This window comes from Limnoglobus roseus (assembly GCF_008254045.1).
Lineage (GTDB): Bacteria > Planctomycetota > Planctomycetia > Gemmatales > Gemmataceae > Limnoglobus > Limnoglobus roseus.
The window spans coordinates 3520701-3540538 of sequence record NZ_CP042425.1 but is presented as its reverse complement, the minus strand read 5'-3'; the positions used below and the strand labels follow the sequence as shown (position 1 = coordinate 3540538).

The following is a 19838-nucleotide window of genomic DNA, read 5'->3' as shown; positions in this document are numbered from 1 at the left end:
GCCCTGTGATTGTCGACCCACCGGGGATTAAGCTTCCGTCGGTTGTTCGACCTCTTCCGAGGCGTTGCCGTACTGCGGGAAGTTCTCGGAGTTGATCCGCACTTCCGCTTCCTGGTGAATCTTGAAGCCCGTGCCGGCCGGGATCAAGTGACCGAGGATCACGTTTTCCTTCAAGCCCACGAGGTAGTCGACCTTGCTCGCCAGGGCGGCTTCGGTCAGCACCTTGGTCGTTTCCTGGAACGACGCGGCGCTGATGAAGCTGTCCGACTGCACGGCCGCCTTCGTGATGCCGAGGAGTTGCACTTCGTTGGTCGCCGGCACTGGTACTTCGAACGTCGGCTTCTTCTTCTTGCCGCCGGTCGCCTCCAGCGCGGCCCGTTCTTCTTCAAAGGCGTCCTTCGAGTAGATGCGGCCCGGCACGAGGGTCGAATCGCCCGCGTCCACGACCTTCACGCACTCGTTCAGCAGGCGGTCATTCACTTCCTGGAAGGTGAACTTGTCCATCACCGACCCCGGCAGCAGACCGGTGTCGCCGGTGGTGACGACCTTCACCTTGCGGAGCATTTGCGCGACGATCGTCTCGATGTGCTTGTCGTCGATGTCCACCCGCTGGCTGCGGTACACCGACTGCACTTCGCGGACGAGGTACTCCTGCACGGCTTCCAGGCTGGAAATCCGCAGGATGTCGTGCGGGGCGAGCGGCCCGCTCACGAGCGGGTCGGCGGCCTTCACGTAGTCGCCGGTGTGCACCGCGAGCGGGGCACTGGCCGGGACTTGGTGCTCGCGCTCCTCGCCGATGACCTTGCCGTCGTCGGTTTCGCGTTGCACCCAGATTTGCTTCTTGCCACGCTTCTTGTCCCCGATGCGGACGCGGCCGCTGACTTCCGCCATGACGGCCGGGTTCCGCGGGCGGCGGGCTTCGAACAACTCCGTCACCCGCGGCAGACCGCCGGTGATGTCGTGGGTCTTGGCCGCTTCCCGCGTCGTCTTCGCCAGCACGGTGCCGGCCGCGACCTTCTCGCCGTCCTTGGCCAACACGTTCGCCTTTTCGGGCAGCGTGTACGCCTTCAGGATGTTGCCGCGGTCGTCGCTGATCTGGATCGTCGGGTGCAGTTCGCCCTTGTGCTCCATGATCGTGTACTGGTCGATCCCCGTCTGCCCGGACTTCTCGCGGCGGAGGGTGACGCCTTCCTTGATGTCCACCCACTTCACCTTGCCGCCCTCTTCGCAGATGATCGGCGTGGCGTGCGGGTCCCACTTACACAGTGACGTGCCGGCGGCGACTTCCTGCCCGTCCTTGACGAACAGTTCTGCCCCGTTCGGCACGGCGAAGCGGTCGATGATCGTGCCGCCCTTCTTGTTGAGGATCAAGATTTCGCCGGACCGGGCCAGCGCGATCTTCTGGCCGTCCGAGTTGGTGACGACGTTGATCCGCTCGAACGCGGTCACGCCGGCCTTCTTCGTCTTGTGCTCGGTGTTGGCCGCGTCCTTCGACTGGGCCACCCCGCCGATGTGGAAGGTCCGCATCGTCAACTGCGTGCCCGGCTCGCCGATCGACTGGGCGGCGATGATGCCGATGGCCATGCCGTCCTCGACGATGGTGCCGGTGGCCAGGTCCATGCCGTAGCACAGCCGGCACAGGCCGAGCGGGGCCTGGCAGGTCATCGGGCTGCGGACCGCGACCTTGTCGAAGTTCAGCCGCTCGAGCAACCGCGCCTTGTCCGGCGAGATCATCTCGTTCTCGTCGACGATCGTCTCGTTCTTCTCTGGGTGCTTGATCCGCACCCGGCTGACCCGGCCGCGGATGGCGTCGAACAGCGGGCGGTCGATCTCGTCGCCCTTGTACATGATCCCCTTCGTCACGCTGCCGGTGCTGCCGCAGTCGTGCATCGTGATGACCACGTTCTGGGCCACGTCGGCCAACTTCCGCGTGAGGTACCCGGAGTCGGCGGTCTTCAACGCGGTGTCGGCCAAGCCCTTCCGGGCACCGTGTGTACTGGAGAAGTATTCCAGCACCTTCAAGCCTTCGCGGAAGTTCGACTTGATCGGCGTCTCGATAATTTCGCCCGACGGCTTCGCCATCAGACCCCGCAGACCTGCGAGCTGCCGAATCTGCTCCTGCCCGCCCCGTGCCCCCGAGGTGGCCATGAGGAAGATCGGGTTCAGGTACGGCTTGCCGTCGCGGCGGTCGTTCGCGAGGTCCTTCATCAACGCCTTCGTGATCGTCTCGCGGGCGTCGTTCCAGTGCTCGATCGTCTTGATGTACCGTTCCTTCGCGGTCATCTGGCCGCGCTCATAGAAGCGGCGGAGCTTCTCGACTTCCTTGTCCTTCTCCTTCAGCACGGCCTCCTTGACGGCCGGCGTGCGGAGGTCGGACGCGGCGAAGCTGAGGCCCGACCGCGTCGATTCGCGGAAGCCGGTTTCCTTCATGCGGTCGAGCAGCGTGATGGTTTCCCGCCGGCCGAGTTGCAGGTAGCAGTCGGCGATGATGCGGGCCAGGTGCTTGCTCGACAGCGGCAGGTCGTAGAACGCCATCTTCGAGTGCAGGATGTCGTTGAAGATCGTCCGGCCGACGGTCGTGTTGACCAGGCCGTTCGGCTTGCGGGGAAGCTCTTCGACCTTCGCCGCCCCACGCTCGTCGCGGATTTCGCTGATGACCTTCTTGTGGCTGGGCACCCGCACCTTGATGCGGGCGTGGATGCCGAGCTTGCCCTCGGCATACGCCTGGAACAGTTCGCCACTGCTGTGGAAGATCATGCCGTCGCCGGCCTCGACCTTCTCGCCCTCCTCGCCGCGGGCGGCCGTGAGCCAGTAGCAGCCCATGACGATGTCCTGCGACGGCGAGATGATCGGATTGCCGTTCGCCGGGCTGAAGATGTTGTTCGTCGACATCATCAGCACGGTCGCCTCGACCTGCGCCTCGATCGACAGCGGCAGGTGGACGGCCATCTGGTCGCCGTCGAAGTCGGCGTTGAAGCCCTTACAGACGAGCGGGTGAATCCGGATGGCGTTCCCTTCGATCAGCACCGGCTCGAACGCTTGAATGCCCATCCGGTGCAGCGTCGGTGCCCGGTTGAGGAGGCACGGGTGGCTCTTGGTGACTTCTTCGAGGATGTCCCAGACCACGTCGTCCTTGCGCTCGAGCATCTTCTTCGCCGACTTGATCGTGTCGGCGTGGCCGAGTTCCTTGAGCCGGCGGATGATGAACGGCTGGAACAGTTCGAGGGCGATCTTCTTCGGCAGCCCGCACTGGTGCAGCTTGAGTTCCGGGCCGACGACGATGACCGACCGGGCCGAGTAGTCGACCCGCTTGCCGAGGAGGTTTTCCCGGAAGCGGCCCTGCTTGCCCTTGATCATGTCCGTCAGCGACTTGAGCGGGCGGTTCGACGACCCGAGGACGGGCCGCTTGCAGCGGTTGTTGTCGAACAGCGCGTCGACGGACTGTTGCAGCATCCGCTTTTCGTTGCGGATGATGACTTCCGGCGCGTTCAGGTCCACGAGCTTCTTGAGCCGGTTGTTCCGGTTGATGATCCGGCGGTACAGGTCGTTCAAGTCGGACGTAGCGAAGTTGCCGCTGTCGAGCAGCACGAGCGGCCGCAGGTCCGGCGGGATGACCGGGATGCACTCCAGGACCATCCACTCGCACTTGTTGCTGCTGTCGCGGAGGGCCTCGATCGTCTTCAGCCGCTTGACGAGGTCCTTTTCGCGTTGCTTCGACTTCTTCTCGCCGCGGGCCATTTCCTTTTCGAGGCGGTCGCGGAGGTCGGCCGCGAGCGTGACGAGGTTGAGCTTCTCCAGCATCTTCTTGATGGCGTCAGCGCCCATGCCGACTTCGAACGTGTCGCCGTACTGCTGGTGGGCTTCCTTGAACTCGTCTTCCGTCAGGAGTTGCCGTTCTTTGAGCGGCGTTTCGCCCGGGTCAACGACGACGTAGTCCTGAAAGTAGATGATCTTTTCGAGGCTGCTGGTCTTCATGTCCAGCAGGGTGCCGAGGCGGCTGGGCATCGCCTTGAAGAACCAAATGTGCACGACCGGGGCGGCCAGTTCGATGTGGCCCATGCGCTTGCGGCGGACGCGGCTGTGTGTGACCTTGACGCCGCAGCGGTCGCAGATCATGCCCTTGTACTTCATGCCGCGGTACTTGCCGCAGGTACACTCCCAGTCCTTTTCCGGCCCGAAGATGCGCTCGCAGAACAGACCGTCCTTTTCGGGGCGGTACGTGCGGTAGTTGATCGTCTCCGGCTTCTTGACTTCGCCGAAGCTCCAACTGCGGATGTCGTGCGGGCTGGCCAGGCTGATGCGGACCGCGCCGTAGTCGTTAATGCGGTCGTAGTTCGACGCCTCGGCGGCCGCGGCGCTCGACGATGAAGGAATGCCAGTGCTCATATGATGACTCCCGGTCGAGAGTGAGTGTTCGATCGTAGGTGGTGAAAGCGTTGACTGCGGGAAAGCCCGCCCACGGTCGCGGGCGGGCTTTGGACTGTCACTTCACTTACACGCGCTTCTTCTCCAACTGCATGTTCAACCCGAGGCCTCGGATCTCGTGCGTGAGCACGTCGAAACTGGCGGGCGTGCCGGCTTCCAGCGTGTTCTCGCCCTTCACCATGCTCTCGTAAATCTTCGTCCGGCCTTCCACGTCGTCGGACTTCACGGTCAGCAGTTCTTGCAGCACGAACGCCGCCCCGTAGGCTTCGAGCGCCCACACTTCCATCTCGCCGAACCGCTGACCGCCGAACCGGGCCTTCCCGCCGAGCGGCTGCTGGGTGATGAGGCTGTACGGCCCCGTCGCCCGAGCGTGCACCTTGTCGTCGACCAGGTGGTGCAGCTTCAGCATGTACAGGTAGCCGACCGTCACCGACTGCTCGAACGGTTCGCCGGTGCGGCCGTCGTACAGGACGCTCTTGCCCGTGTCGCTCTCGCCGGCTTCGCGGAGGGCCTGCTTGATTTCCTCCTCGCTCGCCCCGTCGAAGACCGGGGTGACGGCCTTGAAGCCGAGCTTCGAGGCCGCGTAGCCGAGGTGGGTTTCGAGAATCTGGCCCACATTCATCCGGCTCGGCACGCCGAGCGGGTTGAGCAGGATGTCCACCGGCGTGCCGTCCTTCAGGAACGGCATGTCTTCTTCCGGCAGCACCTTGCTGATAACGCCCTTGTTGCCGTGGCGGCCGGCCATCTTGTCGCCGACGCTGATGACCCGCTTCGTCGCCACGTACACCTTGACCATCTGCTGCACGCCGCTCGGCAACTCGTCGCCGCGCTTGAGGCTGTTCAGCTTGCGGTCCTGCTCGTCGATGAAGAACTGGATGCGTTCCCAGTGCCGGTGGTGGATCTTCGTCGCCGACTTGGCCTTGTCCGGGCTGCGGATGTCGAGGTTCTCGATCTTGAACGCCTTCGCCTGTTCGGCGACGACGGTGTCCTCGTCCTTCTCGCTAGCCAGGGCCTTGCCGGTGTTCGGGTCCTTCAGGTCCTTCTTTTCCAGCACGTCGCCGAGCGCCCCGATGAACTCGCGGAACTGCGTGGCGATCTTCTCGGCGTACTCGCCGTTGATCCGCTTTTCTTCCTTCGCCAGGTCCTTGCGCTCGTCTTCCGTCATGCTCGCCCGGCGGCTGAACCGGTGCGTGCCGATGACGATGCCCTCAATGCCCGACGGCACTTCGAGGCTGTCGTTCTTCACGTCTTCGCCGGCCCGGCCGAAGATGGCGTGCAGCAGCTTTTCTTCCGGCGTCAGTTCCGACCGCGACTTCGGCGACACCTTGCCGACGAGCAAATCACCCGGCTTCACGAACGTACCGACCAGGACAATGCCCGTCTCGTCGAGGTTCGACAGGGCCTTCGGCGAGACGTTCGGGATGTCCCGCGTGAACTCCTCCTTGCCGAGCTTCGTCTCGCGGATTTCGATGTCGAATTCCTCGATGTGCAAGCTCGTGTAGGTGTCGTTCTTCACCAGCCGTTCGCTGATGATGATGGCGTCTTCGAAGTTGTACCCCTCCCACGACTGGAACGCGACCAGCACGTTCCGACCGAGGGCGAGTTCGCCCTGGTGCGTGGCCGCCCCGTCGGCGAGGATCTGGCCCCGCTTCACCTTCTGGCCGATCTTGATGATCGGCCGCTGGTTCAGGCAGGTCCGCTCGTTGAGGCCGTGGAACTTCCGCAGGACGTACTCGCGGATGATCTTGTCCTTCTCCTCGATCTTGATCCGCTCGCCGTCCACGTAGCTGATGACGCCGTCTTCCTGCGCCCGCACCAGCATCCCGCTGTGCTTGGCGACTTCCTTCTCCAACCCCGTACCGACGATCGGCGGCTCGGTCACGAGCAGCGGCACCGCCTGTCGTTGCATGTTCGAACCCATCAACGCCCGGTTGGCGTCGTCGTGTTCGAGGAACGGGATGAGACCGGCCGACACGCCGACCATCTGCTTCGGCGAGATGTCGAGGTAGTCGATCTTGTCCGAGGCGATCGTGGTCAAGTCACCACTGGCCCGGCCGTTGACGCGGTCCACCGAGATCTTCTGGTGGTCCGTCGGCGTGTCGGCCGGGGCGATGCGGAGTTCAGACTCTTCGTCGGCCCGCAGCTTCACGACTTCTTCCGTCAGCTTGCCGACGTTCGCCTTGCGGTACGGCGTGATGAGGAAGCCATACTCGTCGATCTCGGCGAAAATCGACAGCGACGAAATCAGACCGATGTTCGTCCCTTCCGGCGTCTCGATCGGGCAGATGCGGCCGTAGTGGCTGATGTGCACGTCCCGCACTTCGAAGCCCGCCCGCTTCCGGTTCAAGCCGCCTGGCCCGAGGGCGGAAAGCCGCCGTTCGTGCGTCAGTTGGGCGAGCGGGTTCGTCTGGTCCACGACCTGCGACAGTTCGCTCCGGCCGAAGAAGTACTCGATGGCCGCGCTCACCGACTTCGGGTTGATGAGCGTCCGCGGCGACATGTCTTCGATCGACTTCAGCGCCATCCGCTCTTGCACGGTGCGGCGGAGCTTCAGGAAGCCCTTCCGCATTTCGTCGGCGGCGAGTTCGTCGATCGTCCGCAGGCGGCGGTTGCCGAGGTGGTCGATGTCATCGACGTGGCCCTTACCGGCCCGCAGTTCGAGGATGTACTTGATGGCGTTGACGAAGTCGACCGCCCGCAGGGTCATCTCCGTTTCCGGCACGTTCTGGTTGAACTTCCGGTTGATGCGGAACCGGCCCACGCGGCCGAGGCGGTAGCGGTTCTGGTCGTTGAACTTTTCCTTGAACAAGTCGCGGGCCTTGTCCAACTGCATCGGGTTGCCCGGCCGAAGTCGCTGATAAATCTTCAGCAGCGCGCCTTCGTGCGACTCGTGCTGCGGGTTGCCGGCGAGGTCTTCGGCGATCGAGTTGAGGATCACCGGATCCTTCGGCGTGTCGATGGCCGTGACTTCCTTCAACTGCGACGCGACGGCCTTATCAACGGCATCGCGGGTGAACGGCTTGCCGCTGTCGACGTAGATTTCGCCCGTCTCGGGGTCGATCACGTCGTCGATCGCGATCATCGGCAGGACGCCCGTGTCCGGGTCGCCGGCCAACTTTGCCCGGTCCGTGGCTTCCTTCAACTTGATCGTCAGCGGCTGGTAGAACTCGCGGAGAATCGCGGAGGTCTGCGAGTACATCGGCTCCATCGCGCGGAGGAGCGTGACGGCCGAGAACTTGCCCGACTGGTCGATGCGGACGCCGAAGTTTTCCTTCTTCGTGACGTTGATCTCGATCCAGCTCCCGCGCTCCGGGATGATCCGGCACGAGTGCAAGTCTTTATCCGCTTCCCGCTCGACGACGAAGTCCACGCCGGGCGAGCGGTGCAACTGGCTGACGACGACGCGCTCGGCCCCGTTGATGATGAACTCGCCGCCGCCGATCATGATCGGCATGTCGCCGAGATACACTTCCTCTTCCATCGTGTTGCCGTCGGCTTTGCGCAGCCGCAGCCACACGCGGAACGGCCGGCCGTAGGTGAGCCGCAGTTGGCGGCACTCGTCCGGGTCGTACCGCGGCTTGCCGAGTTCGTACTTCACGAACTCGAGGGACGACTTCTTGTCGTAGCTCTCGATCGGGAAGATTTCACGCAGCACGCCTTCGAGGCCGTGGTTCTGCCGCTTTTCGTAGCTGGCGTCGAGCTGGAGGAAGCGGTCGTAGGACCGGGTTTGCACTTCCGTGAGGTTCGGCACGGGCGAGGCGTCCCCGTAGCGGCCGAAGTTCCGCTCTTGGTCGGGGAAAATGATGCGGTTCACGGGAATGGGCATCGGTACTAGCTCCTTCGTCAAACGAATCGACGACCCGGCGAAATCCCGTGTCGTCCAGACACTGGGGCTTGCACCGGGCGCTCGGAGTCGTTATTTCTGAGGAATCGGACGGCGAATGTCGGACGGAAACGCTTGAAGCCCAAACCAGGACACCGCCACAATCGGGGAGGTTCGCAGTTTGGGGTGTGAAGTTGCCAGGGTGTCGGACCGAAGAATACCAGATCGCAGGAGCGAGTGGGTTGCGTACATTATCACCACTGCTTGTGCGTATCGGCCGGACTGTTCGGATTACGCCGAGCAAGAGCGACCGGGAATACCAAGCGACTTTTCCGCCAGATTAAGATATTACCCATCTCGCCCCCACTTGTCGAGTGGCGAAGGCACACTTTTTGCCCCTGTCAATCGCAGTTGGCTTGATTTCGAAGCGAAATCGCGTGCCAAATTTTGAGAAAAATGTCAGAAGAGTGCCGGAACGGTCGGGGAAGGTGTCCGGGAAGTCGAACTGACGGGTTCGGCAGAACTTTGTTCACCCGCGGTTACGGATACCCGCTCTCCTCGAACCCGAACCCACGCACACGGGACTCGGTGTAGTGCTTGCCCCCGCCCTCGAACGTGCAGATGCAGGTCACGTCGTACCCGTCGTCCCCGATCACCACACTGTCGACGCGGAGCATGTCGTACACGTCGATACGGATACCCAGCCCCGGCGACGGCGGGAACGGCAGCCGGACTTCCTTGGCCCACATCTGCCGCCGCCAGCCGAGGATCAGCAACGCCTTCAGCGGCCCGGATATCCGCTCCGGCAATGTAAGCGGGGCGGCTGCTGGTACTGGCTGTTTACGCTTCGCCACTCCGAAACCCTCCGTCGCCGAACGACGATGCTCACCAGCACCGGCTGCATTAGTGACTGAAACAAATCCCAGAACCAATTCAGCGGCCGGTGTCTGGCGCCACGCCTGGTTCGGCGAACCGCCCTGTGCGCTGACCGAGGGCGACGAACTCTGTGAACGACGATGCCCACTGCTCGACCTCGTCTTCGTGGGCAAGCCAGGCGAACACACCGAGCGTCTGGTGGTCGAGGAACACGCTATCGCCGTCCTCCTCGCCGATCCAGAACCCGCGGCTCAGCCGGGCCGAGTTAAATGGCAGACCGGCCGGGCAAGAAACGAATTCGACCCCGGCAGACAGGAACCGCTCAGCCTCTTCCCGCATGTAGTGGGCGTATGGGGCGGCCTTCGTCCACCGCCCCCGCCAGATATCCTCCTCCAGCACGTCGAGCGTAGCTGGCCACCACTCCTTCGGCAGCTCGGTGAGGCCGCCCAAGTGATGGATAGGGATGCCCCGTTCCGGCCGGCGTTCCATGAACGCAAGGTACGCCTCAGGCAACTCGATGCCGAGCGGTATCGCCAATGCTGCAAGCCGTTCGCGGACGCTGCCCACCGCCGAAGCCCTCTGCGGCCGAACTTGTAATTCTCTCACACTGCGCGAGTATACGCCTCAACGAAGTAGCCTGTTCAACACTTTTTCGTCTCAGAAATGAAGGTTTTATTGCCCTGCGCCTGCCGTAAGGCAATTGCAAATCCTTGCGGCGCGATAGATCCTATTACGCTTGCGCCACGCAGCAGAACACTTCCAGTAACAGACCAATTCAGGTACGGATCGCAGTTCGCAAATCCGGCGGCGAACGACCGGCCCTCGGAGGGATTATTCTCCCGAATCACTTCTTCTGATGGGCCGCTTCGTACTGCGTGATCTTCTCGTTCCGCCGGGCGTGGCGGCCACTGCCGTTCTCGAAGGGCGTTTCGATCCACTTGCGGACGATCTGCTCGATCATGTCTTCGCTCAAGAGATCCGCCGACAGGCAGAGCACGTTCGCGTCGTTGTGCGTGCGGCTCATCTCGGCGTCCACGATGTCGCGACAGTTGACCGCCCGAATGCCGTAGACCTTGTTCGCCGTGATGCACATGCCGTGGCCGGTGGCGCAGATGAGCACGCCGCGGTCCGCCTGACCGGACGCGACCGCCTCGCTGACGGCAATCGCGAAATCGGGGTAGTCCACGCCGATGGTGGCGTTCGTGCCCAGGTCCGTGGGGACGTCGTTCATCGCCAGCACGGTTGCCAGCACTCGACGCTTGGCGTCCACCCCGCGGTGGTCGTTGCCAACTGCAACTCTCATATCCTCGTCCACTCCGCAATCATGTGATTCAGGTGCTTGACAATCATCAACGCACACGATTCGTAATCGGTTCGGTCCCCGCCGATGGGGTCCGGCACGTCCTCGTCCTCGGACAGGAGCACCGGCTCGGGGCCGTAGCCGGGGTAGCGAATCATCAGCACGGCCGCGTGCCCGGCCGTCATCGTGACGACGTCGGTGGCATCCGCGAGTAACTCCGGGTTCACCGGCCGGCTGCGGTGTTGCGACAGGTCGACGCCGTAGCCGGCGGCAATCGCCACCCCCTCCGGACTTGCCACGTCGCCGGGATAGGCCGAGACGCCCGCGGAACGGATAGTATAGCCGCGGGCGGGCAACTCTTCAGGAGTGATTCCGAGGCGGTCGGCAAGCAGTTTCTTGCACAGCCCTTCCGCGAGCGGGCTTCGGCAAGTGTTGCCGGTACAGACGAACAGAACCGACCGCCGGAGAGGTTGGTCGGGAGGCCACGATGAGTTGTTCGCGTGAGACGACATTCGCCAGAAGGCTCACACACAGAAACGACGGAATCCGACAATCGTATCCCAATTTATGAACGGACCGCCCTTTCAACAAGTCGGGAATGTCGGAGAATCGGACAAGCAACGGAATGGCCTGCACTTTAATTCCTGACTAGCGAAGGATTTCCCTCGCAGTGGGCACTGGTGGGATGTCGCTCGTGAGTGTGGCATGGTGGCATGACCGAGGCCCAAGACAACTGGCGGGAGCAAGGTTTTCGCAGCGCCGCCCTCACCGGCGATGCCGTGGCGTGGCGGGCGCTGTACGACGGTGCGTTCGAGGCGGTGGCCGGTTACGTCCACTGGCGGGCCGGTGGACTCGCGGATCTGGCCGACGACGTGATTCAGGAAGCGTGGCTGACGGCTGCTCGCAAATTGTCCGCGTTCGACCCGGGACAGTGTCGGTTCGCCGCCTGGGTGTGCGGCATCGCCGGGAACGTGCTCCGGCACCACCTGCGGTCCCGCACCCGCTACCGGCGGCGGGTTCAAGCCCTCGGCCCGGCCGACCCGCCGGCCCCGACTGCGGACCACAAGCGCGAGCAAGCGGAGCAAATTGCCGTGGCCCTCGCGAACTTGCCGGACCGCTACGAGCAGGCGTTACGCGCGAAATACTTCGACCGCCTGAGCGTCGAGCAGATCGCGGCCGCGTGGGGCGAATCGCCGAAGGCGGTGGAGTCGCTGCTGTCGCGGGCGCGTCAGGCTTTCCGCGAAGAGTTCGAGAAACACCAATGACCGACGACGAACTGGACGCCCTCCTCACACCGAAAGAACAGCCGCCGGACAACGGCCGGCGGGAAGCGATCTTCGCGAAGACGCTGCCGCACCTCCGGCCGTGGCGGTTTCGGCGACTCGCGTGGCCGGCGGTATTCGCGGCCGGGCTTGCCGTGGGTTGGTTCGCAAAACCGACCCCACCCGCGGAGCGGATCGTCGAAACGGTCATCGAGAAGGAGTTCGTACCGGTGCCGCAGTCGCCCGGCGAGCAACTGGTTCAACGGCCGCCCGACCGCCTGGAGTTGGACGCGGAAATGGCGACCGACCCCGCGACCTCGGCCAAGTTGTTTCAACAGGCCGGCGATGCGTACCTGAAGGCAAACAAGCTCGAATCCGCGATCCGCTGCTACCGGCAGTACCTGGGCGACGCCGGGCCGGACGGGCAGGCCGTGCGGGTGGAAGACTCGTGGCTCCTGACCTCCCTCAAGAACTCGAAACGAAAGGACGGCGACCATGCGAACGACGGTTTATAGCGGTCTCCTGCTCGGCGGCTTCCTGGCCGTGGTGGCACTGGGCCAACCGCCCACGCCCCCTCCGCCCAAGCCCGCCGAGTCGAAGAAAGAATCGCTCGAAGACGACATCGCCCGGGCACTCCGCACCCACCCCGACGTGGCGGTGGCCGAGGCCGAGGCACAGTTGGCGAACGCGAAACTGCAACAGGCGAAGCTCGGCATCGCCCAAAAGGTCGCGACCGCAAAGCGCGAGAAAGACCGTGTCAAAGGAGACGTGGGCCTCGCGCTCCGGCGGATCGAGGCCGCCAAGGCCGTCGCCGACCTGGCCCGCCTCGAACTGGACAATACGAAGCAACTCCACAAGAACGCCGTGGTCAGCGCGCAGGAAGTTCAGTCGAAGGAGTCGGGGTACGCGAAAGCCAAGGCTCTGCTCATGGAAGCCGAGCAGACCCTCGAAATCGCGAAGTCGGCCGCCGCCGCTGCTGACGCCGACTACGACGCCCTGGTCGGCATCACCCTGTTGACGAAACTGCCGGTGATGGGGGCGTTGTTCGTCAACGACAAGGGTACGACGGCGGACCGACCGATTATCCACACATACCTGAAGTTGAGTCAAACGGACGTGAAGCCGGGGTCGGTGGCGGACAAGCTGCGCACGGCCCTGGCCAAACCTGTTACCTTCGGCTGTGAGAACCTTACGATGCCGGACATCGTGGACGCCATCAAGAAGGCGGCCGCCCTCGATTTCCCCGTCCGCATGAGCGGGATTCCGCTTCTCCACTGCGCGATCGAGAAACAAGAGTTGACGCTGTCCGCATGGCTGCAACTGTTGGAGGATGAGTTGGCGAAAGACAGCCCGCTCGACGACGCCAAGAAGCCCACCTGGTACGTCCGCGAATACGGCCTGTTGTTCTCGACGGCCGGTCGGCCCGAAGGGGCGATCACGGTCGGCGAGTTCTTGAAAGCCCTGCGGGATGAAAAAAAGGCCGACACCGCACCGAAGGGTAACCCGGCGGGCCGCTAAACGATTCCGGCGGATTCGCTACATCACCCTCGGCACTCTTTCTGCCGAGGGATTCTCATGCGCACCATCGCTCTCCTGCTCGCCCTCACCGTGACCGCGTCGGCGGCCCCGAAGCCGAACGTCGTCGTCATCCTCGCCGACGACATCGGCTACGGCGACTTTTCGTGCTACGGGGCCCCGAAGATCCACACGCCGAACATCGACAAGCTCGCGGCGGCCGGCACCAAGTTCCTCGACGCCCACAGCCCCGCAGCGGTCTGCACGCCGACGCGGTACTCGCTGCTGACGGGGCAATACTCGTTCCGCCACAAGCCGGGGGCGAGCATCCTCTCGGGCCTCGCCCCACTGTCGATTCCGCTCGACCGGCCGACGTTGCCGAAGATGATGAAGCAGGCCGGGTACGCCACCGGGATCGTCGGCAAGTGGCACCTCGGCCTCGGCGAGCAGGAACCCGACTACAACGCCGAGGTCAAGCCCGGCCCGCGGGAGGTCGGCTTCGATTCCTCGTTCATCATCCCGGCCACCGGCGACCGGACGCCGTGCGTGTACCTGGAAAACGGCCGCGTCGTCGGCCTCGACCCGGACGACCCGATCCATGTGAGTTACAAGAACAAAGTCGGCACCGAGCCGACCGGCAAGGAGAACCCCGACCAACTCTTCAACCAGAAGCCGAGCCACGGCCACGACATGACCATCGTCAACGGCATCAGTCGCATCGGTTGGATGACCGGCGGCAAGGCGGCCCGGTGGAAGGACGAGGACATCGCCGACACGATCACCGCGAAGGCGGTGAAGTTCCTCGACGACCACAAGGCCGAGCCGTTCTTCCTCTACTTCGCCACGCACGACGCGCACGTCCCGCGGATGCCGCACCCGCGGTTCCGCGGCAAGAGTCAGCACGGCCTCCGCGGGGATGCGATCGAGGAGTTCGATTGGTGCGTCGGCGAGGTAATGAAGAAGCTCGACGACCTGAAGCTGACCGACAACACGCTCGTGATCGTGACCAGCGACAACGGTGGCGTGATGGACGACGGTTACGTCGACGGCACTGGCAACGACCCGAGTGGTCACAAGTGTAACGGCAAACTCCGCGGCGTGAAGGGGGCCAACTACGAGGGCGGCCATCGCGTGCCGTTCGTCGCCCGCTATCCCGGCGTAGTGCCGGCCGGCCAGGAGTCGAACGCGCTCGTTTGCCACGTGGACCTGTTCGCGACGTGTGCCGCAATGGTCGGGGCGAAGTTGGACGGCGACGCCGCCCCCGACAGTTTTAACCAGTGGCCGACGTTGCAGGGGAAGAACCCGACCGGCCGCGACCAACTGCTGACGCAGGCGGGCAACTTCAACGCGCACGCCTTGCGACAGGGGCCGTGGAAGCTGATCGTGCCCGCGATGGCGAAATTCTCACCGGAGCTTTACAATCTCGCCGACGACCTCGCTGAGACGAAGAATTTGGCCGAGGCGAACACCGCGAAGGTGAAGGAGATGATGGAAGCGTTGCAGAAGGTGCGAACCGCGACGAAGACGCGAGAATAGGCGAGCCGAGCGGCGTAAGCCGCCGGGTGAATCGCGGGCACTTCCCAGCGATTCACCCGGCGGCTCACGCCGCTCGGCTCGCCAAATGGCTTACCCCGGGAAGATGAACGGCAGGCCGGTCAACAGGGTCGCCTGGAACATCAGGCCGCTCAGCGTGAACCCTTGCGGGTACAGGTAGTACGGCGTCGGTGCCCCCGGCTGACACTTGCCGGCGCTTGTGTCCCAGCGGTTCTTCCACAGGCCGGACACCGCGTTGTGGGGCAGGAAGAAGAGGTCCTTGTAGAAGTAGCCGGCCGACAGGAACGGTTGCAGGAAGCCGATCTCCCACCCGGCCCGCTCGCTGTTCATTTCTTCGAAGTACAGCCGGCGGTGGACGACGTAGGTCGGCTCGCGGAAGGTCTTCATCGGCGGGTACGATGCCGTCTTCGCCTGGTAGACCAGCGGTTCGGCCGACAGCGGGGCCGGCTTCGGGAACGGGTTTTTCCCGCTCGTCGATTCCTTCTGAATCCGCGCGTCCAGGTCCGCGTCCGACGTGAGGCGGAACACGTTCTGGCGGCTCGGCAGCGTCCCTTTCGTCAAGTCCGACTGGCGGTCGGTGGCCTTCGGCGGCTCCTTGCGCTTCGTCTCCTCGTCGAGCCGCTTCCTCGCTTCTTCCCTGTCTTTTTCGTCTTGTTTGGCCTTCGCGTCATCCTTCTCGTCTGCCGGCGTGCGGACCAGGCGTGTCGGAATCGCGGGCACGCCCATCGGCGGTAGAGACGGCACGCCGGGTGCCGGCGACACCATCGGCACGATCTCTCCGGCCCCCTTCTGGAACGTCAACGGGGCGGTCGGGGGCATCGGTACCGAATCGCCGGCGCTCTTCTGGAACGTCAGCGTGTTGGGGACCAAGCCCGGCGGGTTGGAGACGGGTGCGGTCGTGGGCGGGAGGACCGGCAGCGGGACGGCCGACTCGACGAACGGGGCGTCGGGTATTGGTTGCGGCGCGGGCAGCACGACGGGCGGGGCGGCCGGGACGGGCGGCGGCGCGGGCGGCGTTTGATTGAACGGGGTCCACTTCGTCACCGGCGGGGCGGCGGGCAGGGCCGGCGGCACGACGGACGGCTGTTGGCCGAACGCCGCCCCGCCGACGCCGGCGAGGACCGCGAGGCTAATCGCCATCCGACGTGGTGTAATGGGAAACGCTGTAGTTCGGCGCTTCTTGGGTGATCGCGATGTCATGCGGGTGGCTCTCCTGTACCGAGGCCCCGCTCACCTGAATGAAGCGGGCCGTCGTCCTGAGTTCTTCGAGCGTCCTTGCTCCGACGTACCCCATGCCGGAACGAATTCCACCGACCAACTGAAACACGAACGGCGTCAGCGGCCCCTTAAACGGCACGCGGCCCTCGACGCCCTCCGGGACCATCTTGCCGTTCGGCGTCCCGCCGCCCTGTTGGTAGCGGTCGGCACTCCCGGCCTGCATGGCCCCGAGCGACCCCATGCCGCGGTACGTCTTGAACGTCCGCCCGCGGTAGAGGATCACCTGACCCGGGCTCTCGGCCAGGCCCGCGAACAGGCCGCCGATCATCACGCTGTGCGCCCCGGCCGCGAGCGCCTTGGTGATGTCCCCGGAATAGCGAATCCCGCCGTCGCCGATGACCGGGACGCCCGTTCCCCGCAACGCCTTCACGGCGTTGCCGATCGCCGACATCTGCGGCACGCCGACACCGGACACAATGCGGGTCGTGCAAATCGACCCCGGCCCGATACCGGCTTTGACCCCGTCGGCCCCCGCGTCGGCGAGGGCTTTCGCCCCGGCTTCCGTGGCGATGTTCCCGGCGATCACGTCGATCGTGTACCGCCGCTTCAGTTCCTTCACCGTCTCCATCACGTTCCGCGAGTGGCCGTGGGCACTGTCCACGACTAGCACGTCCACGCCCGCGTCGATCAAGGAGTGCGCCCGCTCGAAGTCCAGCACGCCGATCGCGGCCCCGACCCGAAGGCGGCCGCGGGAATCTTTACAGGCGTTCGGGAAGTTCTGCGCCTTGTCAATGTCCTTGATCGTGATTAACCCCTTCAGTCGATATTGATCGTCTACCAGGAGCAGTTTCTCCACTTTTCTTTTCGTCAACCGCCGTTCGGCTTCCTCCAGGGTGGGGGCCTCGTTCCCGGAAACGACCGCCGTCACGAGGTTATCCTTCGTCATCACCTCGGAGAGTTTCTGGTTATTGTCCGCGAGGAACTTCAAGTCGCGGCGGGTGAGAATGCCCTTCAGGTAGCCGTTGACGGTGATCGGCACGCCGCTGATGTGCTGCTGTTCCATGATACGGCGGGCGTTGCCGACGGTCTCGTCCGGCGACAGCGTGACGGGGTCAGTGATGATCCCGTTCTCGGACCGCTTCACCTTGTCCACTTCGCGCGTCTGGGCCGCGATCGAGAGGTTCTTGTGAATGATCCCGATGCCGCCTTCTTGCGCCAACGCGATGGCCAACTCGCTCTCGGTGACGGTGTCCATCGGCGACGAGATGATCGGAATGTTCAGCCGGACGTTGCGGGTGAGTTGCGTGCGGACGTCCACGTCCTTCGGCACGACGTCGCTGTAGCCGGGTTCGAGCAGCACGTCGTCGAAGGTGATGCCCTGATACGCGATCCGATCTTGCATGGCCCGATCCTCAGCAGTTCCACCCCGCGACGGCGGGGGCGTGACAATAGTGGTGATGGGGGATTATAGCAACCAGAAGTTGTCAGATGATGGCGGCGGGCGGCGGGGGAATCTGCGGGGTTTCTGGTGTGCGGGCGGCGGGCGGGCCGTTATCATTCTCCACACTCGTCCCGCTCAGGTTCTGCCGCATGAACTTCTTTTCTGGCGAACTCGCTGCGGGCTTCGGACTTCTGACCATCGTCGGGGCCGGCCTGCCCACGGTTCTCATGATCGTCGCCCTCGTCTACGTCGCCCTCCGCGTGCGGGACGCACGATCGGACACGCCCGACCCGGACCTGGGGCTGAAGACCGTTTACTGGATGCTCTACACCTTCGGCGTCCTGACGTTCCACGTCGGGCTGACCGTCCTGGCCGTTCACGTCGTGCAGGGCGGCTCCGCCGATTCGCCGCCGCTACCACCAGTACGGCCGCAGTTTCCGCTCAACATCGGTCAGCCGCCACCGCCGCCGGCGACGGAGTGGAGTGCGGTTTCGCGAACCGGGTGGGCGTTCATCACGGCCGGGGTGGTGGTCGCGGGCGCATTTTACCTGACGGGCACACGCGGCACCCGAAACCGCGAATGGCCGACGGTCCAGCGGGTGTTCACCGGCGGCCGCATCGCCCTGGCCGGCACGGTGTCGATCCTCGCGTTCCTCGCCCTGATCGTCATCGTGTTCCAGAAGGACGAGGCGTCGAGCGGCGTGTACGAAACCTGCCTGGGAATTTTGGCCGTGTGGCTCCCGTCGCTGGCGATTCACATCTTCCTGTTCCGTTGGGGCGGCACACCGCCGTACCACGTGCCGGCCGAAGTGCCGACGCCCCGCCGGCCCACCGTCATGCCGGAAGAGTTGCCGGAGATTCAACCGGCGGCTAACGAGCCGGAACAACCCCGCCCACGCCGCCGGAGTGACGACGAAACGGATGACTTCCGGCGATTCGACGACGAGGACGAGCAACCCCGGCGGCGACGGCCGCGGGACGAGGATTGAGCTACACTACCCCGCATGGCCGGACTCGAATCGCTGATGAACCGCGTCCCCGGTGGGGGGCGGGCGTACTATTCCTTGCGGTGGCTGCGGCGACTGCTCGCCCTGTGGCGGAACCCGAACCGCCAGTTCCTTGCGTACCCGCCGGGGCACTTCGCCTCGCCCCTGCCCGACCACGCCGAAGTGGAACGAAAGCACGCCGCCCTCTCGGCGGCCGACGAACTGCCGGGCATCGACCTGCACGCGGGCGAGCAGTTGGAACTGCTGAAAGAACTCGCGGCCTACCCGTGCCCGTTTTCCGACCGGCCGACGCCGGTGTTCCGCTACCACTTCGAGAACGAGTTCTTCACCTACGGCGACGCTTGCTATCTGTTCGGGATGCTGCTCCACCACCGGCCTCAGCGGGTCATTGAGATCGGTTCCGGGTTCTCGTCGGCGTTGATGCTCGACGTGCGGGATCGCTTCGACGTGAAACCGGCGCTGACGTTCATCGAACCGTACCCAACGCGGCTGAACTCACTGCTGACGCCCGCGGACCGGGAGAGTTGCACGCTGATCGAGAAGCCGGTGCAGGACGTGCCCTTGGAGTTGTTCCGCCAACTGGAGGCGAACGACATTCTCTTCCTCGACTCGTCGCACGTTTCGAAGATCGGGTCGGACGTAAACTTCGTGCTCTTCGAAGTGCTGCCGGCCCTGCGGCCGGGCGTTCTCGTTCACATCCACGACATCTTCTGGCCGTTCGAGTACCCGAAGGCGTGGTACGACAAAGGCTGGGCGTGGAACGAAGCGTACCTGGTACGGGCGATGCTGACCGGCGGGGACCGCTACCGCGTGGTGCTGTTCCCGTCGTACCTGGAAGCCCGACACCCCGAGGCAATTCGGGCCGCGATGCCGACCGCGCTCCGACGGGCGACCGCAACGCCGACGACCGGGGCGAGCAGTCTGTGGTTGCGGGTCGTACCGTAAGCTCCCGAGAGGGGCTTACAGACGCCAGTACGTGTCCCGACCCCCACCGCGGAGGATGTCGAAAAGTATGAAGAACAAGAGGACCAAGAACAGGGTGTGCCCGACGACGTATTTGGCCCGGGGCACGGGTTGGTTTAGGAGTGCAATCAGTAACACCACCATGACGGGAACGGCAATCGCGGTCGCGATGAACGCAAACAGTCGAGGGGCGTGGTAGTAAGTTCCTCCGAACACCCCGATCGCCCGTTTCCGCGGCCGGTCGTCTTCATCTTCCTCGTCGTCCTCGATTCGCTTCTTCTTTCGCCGGGCCTTGGTCACCATTTCCTTCATCCGCTCGCGGTCGGCATTCTGTTCGGCCGACCGTCGTTCCGGACCCGCCATGCCGTAAGGCGTGGTGTCTTCGCCGTCGGCTGTGGGAGGTTCCGGGGCGGCAGCGGGCGTTGCCGACAAGGGCAAGTCCGGAGGCCCTTCC

15 protein-coding genes are annotated in these 19838 nt (G+C 64.3%); 6 read left to right on the top strand and 9 right to left on the bottom strand.

Annotation, left to right across the window (positions count from 1 at the left end; all coding sequences use genetic code 11):
* Positions 1 to 27 precede the first annotated feature (27 nt).
* The 6 genes from rpoC to PX52LOC_RS14905 all read right to left on the bottom strand — a co-directional run bounded on the left by rpoC (position 28) and on the right by PX52LOC_RS14905 (position 10936).
* Entirely contained in the window at positions 28 to 4386 is a 4359-nt protein-coding gene (rpoC, locus tag PX52LOC_RS14930) for a DNA-directed RNA polymerase subunit beta' (RefSeq protein WP_149110862.1), read from the bottom strand.
* 106 nt (positions 4387 to 4492) lie between these two features.
* Positions 4493 to 8251: a DNA-directed RNA polymerase subunit beta gene (rpoB, locus tag PX52LOC_RS14925; RefSeq protein ID WP_149110861.1), complete on the bottom strand. Its 3759-nt coding sequence runs from the start codon at positions 8249 to 8251 to the stop codon at positions 4493 to 4495.
* Positions 8252 to 8787: 536 nt separating this feature from the next.
* On the bottom strand, positions 8788 to 9102 hold the full coding sequence (locus tag PX52LOC_RS14920) for a hypothetical protein (protein WP_149110860.1): 315 nt from the start codon (positions 9100 to 9102) through the stop codon (positions 8788 to 8790).
* A 79-nt stretch (positions 9103 to 9181) separates the two neighbouring features.
* The gene (locus PX52LOC_RS14915; protein ID WP_149110859.1) at positions 9182 to 9691 is read right to left on the bottom strand and encodes an SMI1/KNR4 family protein; all 510 of its coding nucleotides are present in this window, start codon (positions 9689 to 9691) and stop codon (positions 9182 to 9184) included.
* Positions 9692 to 9968: 277 nt separating this feature from the next.
* Positions 9969 to 10427, bottom strand: coding sequence for an RpiB/LacA/LacB family sugar-phosphate isomerase (locus PX52LOC_RS14910; RefSeq protein ID WP_149110858.1), 459 nt, complete (start codon positions 10425 to 10427; stop codon positions 9969 to 9971).
* A complete protein-coding gene (locus PX52LOC_RS14905) occupies positions 10424 to 10936 on the bottom strand; it encodes an arsenate reductase/protein-tyrosine-phosphatase family protein (protein ID WP_149110857.1) in 513 nt (170 codons plus the stop codon). The genes PX52LOC_RS14910 and PX52LOC_RS14905 overlap by 4 nt, the downstream gene beginning before the upstream one ends.
* Before the next feature lie 201 nt (positions 10937 to 11137).
* Here PX52LOC_RS14905 and PX52LOC_RS14900 point away from each other — a divergent pair, with 201 nt between their 5' ends.
* Genes PX52LOC_RS14900 through PX52LOC_RS14885 form a run of 4 tightly spaced genes read left to right on the top strand, consistent with a single transcriptional unit; the run spans position 11138 to position 14737 of the window.
* Entirely contained in the window at positions 11138 to 11689 is a 552-nt protein-coding gene (locus PX52LOC_RS14900) for an RNA polymerase sigma factor (protein WP_149110856.1), read from the top strand.
* Positions 11686 to 12201: a hypothetical protein gene (locus tag PX52LOC_RS14895; protein WP_149110855.1), complete on the top strand. Its 516-nt coding sequence runs from the start codon at positions 11686 to 11688 to the stop codon at positions 12199 to 12201. Before PX52LOC_RS14900 ends, PX52LOC_RS14895 begins: the two co-directional genes overlap by 4 nt.
* Entirely contained in the window at positions 12182 to 13204 is a 1023-nt protein-coding gene (locus PX52LOC_RS14890) for an HlyD family secretion protein (protein WP_149110854.1), read from the top strand. The genes PX52LOC_RS14895 and PX52LOC_RS14890 overlap by 20 nt, the downstream gene beginning before the upstream one ends.
* A gap of 57 nt (positions 13205 to 13261) precedes the next feature.
* Positions 13262 to 14737, top strand: coding sequence for a sulfatase family protein (locus PX52LOC_RS14885; protein WP_149110853.1), 1476 nt, complete (start codon positions 13262 to 13264; stop codon positions 14735 to 14737).
* A 90-nt stretch (positions 14738 to 14827) separates the two neighbouring features.
* Here PX52LOC_RS14885 and PX52LOC_RS14880 read toward each other — a convergent pair whose 3' ends face one another.
* Together PX52LOC_RS14880 and guaB are read right to left on the bottom strand one after the other, a co-directional pair.
* Positions 14828 to 15895, bottom strand: a complete 1068-nt coding sequence (locus PX52LOC_RS14880; protein WP_149110852.1) for a hypothetical protein — start codon at positions 15893 to 15895, stop codon at positions 14828 to 14830.
* Positions 15885 to 17375, bottom strand: a complete 1491-nt coding sequence (gene guaB, locus PX52LOC_RS14875) for an IMP dehydrogenase (protein ID WP_149110851.1) — start codon at positions 17373 to 17375, stop codon at positions 15885 to 15887. The genes PX52LOC_RS14880 and guaB overlap by 11 nt, the downstream gene beginning before the upstream one ends.
* Before the next feature lie 188 nt (positions 17376 to 17563).
* Between guaB and PX52LOC_RS14870 the strand changes: the two genes are divergently transcribed.
* Both PX52LOC_RS14870 and PX52LOC_RS14865 read left to right on the top strand, forming a co-directional pair.
* Positions 17564 to 18403, top strand: a complete 840-nt coding sequence (locus tag PX52LOC_RS14870; protein ID WP_149110850.1) for a hypothetical protein — start codon at positions 17564 to 17566, stop codon at positions 18401 to 18403.
* Positions 18404 to 18418: 15 nt separating this feature from the next.
* Positions 18419 to 19366, top strand: coding sequence for a class I SAM-dependent methyltransferase (locus PX52LOC_RS14865; RefSeq protein WP_149110849.1), 948 nt, complete (start codon positions 18419 to 18421; stop codon positions 19364 to 19366).
* A gap of 15 nt (positions 19367 to 19381) precedes the next feature.
* Here the strand turns inward: PX52LOC_RS14865 and PX52LOC_RS14860 are convergent, their stop codons facing one another.
* Positions 19382 to 19816: a hypothetical protein gene (locus tag PX52LOC_RS14860; RefSeq protein WP_149110848.1), complete on the bottom strand. Its 435-nt coding sequence runs from the start codon at positions 19814 to 19816 to the stop codon at positions 19382 to 19384.
* Between the last annotated feature and the right edge of the window lie 22 nt (positions 19817 to 19838).

What these genes read in the sequence shown, in the direction of transcription:
- rpoC (WP_149110862.1), bottom strand. Translation starts at nt 4,386, where the DNA reads ATGAGCACTGGCATTCCTTCATCGTCGAGCGCCGCGGCCGCCGAGGCG.
- rpoB (WP_149110861.1), bottom strand. Translation starts at nt 8,251, where the DNA reads ATGCCCATTCCCGTGAACCGCATCATTTTCCCCGACCAAGAGCGGAAC.
- PX52LOC_RS14910 (WP_149110858.1), bottom strand. Translation starts at nt 10,427, where the DNA reads ATGAGAGTTGCAGTTGGCAACGACCACCGCGGGGTGGACGCCAAGCGT.
- PX52LOC_RS14905 (WP_149110857.1), bottom strand. Translation starts at nt 10,936, where the DNA reads ATGTCGTCTCACGCGAACAACTCATCGTGGCCTCCCGACCAACCTCTC.
- PX52LOC_RS14900 (WP_149110856.1), top strand. Translation starts at nt 11,138, where the DNA reads ATGACCGAGGCCCAAGACAACTGGCGGGAGCAAGGTTTTCGCAGCGCC.
- PX52LOC_RS14895 (WP_149110855.1), top strand. Translation starts at nt 11,686, where the DNA reads ATGACCGACGACGAACTGGACGCCCTCCTCACACCGAAAGAACAGCCG.
- PX52LOC_RS14890 (WP_149110854.1), top strand. Translation starts at nt 12,182, where the DNA reads ATGCGAACGACGGTTTATAGCGGTCTCCTGCTCGGCGGCTTCCTGGCC.
- PX52LOC_RS14885 (WP_149110853.1), top strand. Translation starts at nt 13,262, where the DNA reads ATGCGCACCATCGCTCTCCTGCTCGCCCTCACCGTGACCGCGTCGGCG.
- PX52LOC_RS14880 (WP_149110852.1), bottom strand. Translation starts at nt 15,895, where the DNA reads ATGGCGATTAGCCTCGCGGTCCTCGCCGGCGTCGGCGGGGCGGCGTTC.
- guaB (WP_149110851.1), bottom strand. Translation starts at nt 17,375, where the DNA reads ATGCAAGATCGGATCGCGTATCAGGGCATCACCTTCGACGACGTGCTG.
- PX52LOC_RS14870 (WP_149110850.1), top strand. Translation starts at nt 17,564, where the DNA reads ATGAACTTCTTTTCTGGCGAACTCGCTGCGGGCTTCGGACTTCTGACC.
- PX52LOC_RS14865 (WP_149110849.1), top strand. Translation starts at nt 18,419, where the DNA reads ATGGCCGGACTCGAATCGCTGATGAACCGCGTCCCCGGTGGGGGGCGG.